2 protein-coding genes are annotated in these 2,214 nt (G+C 73.6%); both read left to right on the top strand.

Going from position 1 to position 2,214, the window contains the following annotated elements; genetic code table 11:
- Positions 1 to 27 precede the first annotated feature (27 nt).
- Positions 28 to 279, top strand: coding sequence for an HPr family phosphocarrier protein (locus tag ABZ260_RS50245; protein ID WP_355632833.1), 252 nt, complete (start codon positions 28 to 30; stop codon positions 277 to 279).
- The gene (ptsP, locus tag ABZ260_RS50240) at positions 272 to 1,921 is read left to right on the top strand and encodes a phosphoenolpyruvate--protein phosphotransferase (RefSeq protein WP_355632831.1); all 1,650 of its coding nucleotides are present in this window, start codon (positions 272 to 274) and stop codon (positions 1,919 to 1,921) included. Before ABZ260_RS50245 ends, ptsP begins: the two co-directional genes overlap by 8 nt.
- The last annotated feature ends 293 nt before the right edge of the window (positions 1,922 to 2,214 follow it).

Below are 2,214 nucleotides of genomic sequence, written 5' to 3'. Positions count from 1 at the left end.
TCTAGCTCGATATGTGTCGAAATTGTAGTGATCGAGACAGGGTGCCCATCCATAGACATTTCGTACTTCCTGCCCATAACATCAAGCCTTCTTGGCATCCGTGTCGGGGAAGGCAAACCCGTACCCGCCAACAGCATGCTCGCCGTACTGGCGCTGGGCGCGACGCACGGCACGGAGGTCACCCTGGACGCGGAGGGACCGGGAGCCGACGAGGCCCTCGCCTCCCTCGCCGACCTGCTCGCCCGCGACCTCGACGCCGAAGAGACACCGCATGGCTGAGACGCTCAAGGGCCTGGGCGTGAGCCCAGGGCGGGCCGCCGGACGAGTCTGCCGGATGGCGGCCCCGCCGGAGCTGCCGGCCCCCACGCCGGTCGCCGACGCCGACGCCGAACTCGGCCGGGCGCTGGACGCACTGCGAGCCACCGCCACCGAACTGGCGGAGCGGGCGGAGAAGGCGCCCGACGCCGACGCGCGGGCGATCCTGGAGGCGCAGTCCTTCATCGCCGACGACCCCGGTCTGCACGAGTCCGTAGAGGCCGCCGTCAGGTCGGGCAAGGACGCCGCGCACGCCATCGACGAGGCATGCGCCCACCACCGGCGCGCACTGCTGGCGGCGGGCGGTTACATCGCCGAGCGAGCCGCCGACCTCGACGACGTCCGCAACCGGGCCGTCGCGACGGTGCTCGGCCTACCCGTCCCCGGGGTGCCCACCCCCGGTCATCCCTTCGTCCTGGTCGCCGAGGATCTCTCCCCCGCCGACACGGTGAACCTGGACCCCGACACCGTCCTCGCCCTCGTCACCTCAAAGGGCGGCCCGACCAGCCACACCGCCATCCTGGCCCGCGCCCGCGGCCTGCCCGCCGTGGTCGCCTGCCGGGAGATGAGCGAGGTCGGCGAGGGGACGTGGGTGTCCGTCGACGGTCTGCGAGGCGAGGTGGAGGTCGGCATCGGCGAGGAGGCCGCCACCGAGATCCAGCGCCTGGCGGAGGCCGAACGCCGCCGGGCGAGCACGAGCCGGGGCCCCGGCCGTACCTCCGACGACCACCCGGTCAAGCTGCTGCTCAACATCGGCTCCGCGGCCGACCTCGCACCGCAGGGGGTGGACGCCGAGGGAGTGGGACTGTTCCGTACGGAGTTCCTCTTCCTGGACCGGCGTGAGGAGCCGGGCTACGAGGAGCAGGTGGCCGCCTACGCCGCGGTCTTCCGCGCCGCGCCCGGCGGGCACGTCGTGGTCCGCACCCTCGACGCGGGCACCGACAAGCCGCTGCCGTTCCTCGGGCTGGCCGAAGAGACCAACCCGGCGCTGGGCGTGCGGGGGCTGCGGGTGTCCCGGGTCAGGCCCGAGGTGCTCGACACCCAGCTCGACGCCATCGCCGAGGCCGCGCGCCAGAGCGGAGCCGAGCCGTGGGTGATGGCGCCCATGGTGACGACGGTGGGCGAGGCGGCCGACTTCGCCGGGCGGGCCCGCGCCCGCGGAATCGCCCGCGTCGGGGCGATGGTGGAGGTCCCCGCCGCCGCGCTGCGTGCCGAACGCCTGCTGAAGGAGCTCGACTTCCTGAGCATCGGCACCAACGACCTGAGCCAGTACACCTTCGCCTCCGACCGGCAGCACGGAGATCTCGCCGACCTGCTCGACCCCTGGCAGGCGGCGCTGCTCCAGCTGATCGCCGACTGCGCCGCGGCCGGGCAGGCGGTGGGCAAGCCCGTCGGCGTGTGCGGCGAGGCGGCGGCGGACCCGCTCCTGGCGACGGTCCTGGTCGGGCTGGGCGTCACCAGCCTGTCGATGTCGGCGCCCAGCGTTCCCGCGGTGCGGGAGAGCCTCGCTGCGCACTCCCTGGCGCAGTGCCGCGACAACGCCCGGTTCGCCCTGGGCGCGGACGACCCCGGGCAGGCCAGAAAGATGATCGTCCCGGGCTGGTGAGCACCCCCTGAACCGGGCCGGAGACCCCCTCCCTCCGGCCCGGTTGCCGCCTCCGGCCCGTTTCCCCGGCGCGCATCGGTGAAATCACCGGTCTTTCCCGCGGAAGGTGCCGGGGCACCGGCGCGGGCCGGCGGAGACCCCCGCACCGGCCCTTTCCAGGCGCGACATACGCGCGTAACACTGGGACATGCCCTCCCCCTCCCCCGTCACCCGGTCACCGGCGCTGCACGGCCGTGACGCGGAGCAGGACGCACTGCTGCGACTCCTCGACACCGCGCGCGACGGATCCGGAG

This window comes from Streptosporangium sp. NPDC006013 (genome assembly GCF_040614275.1).
Lineage (GTDB): Bacteria > Actinomycetota > Actinomycetes > Streptosporangiales > Streptosporangiaceae > Streptosporangium.
The sequence above is the reverse complement of the archived record's forward strand: the minus strand, read 5'-3'. Positions and strand labels throughout refer to the sequence as shown.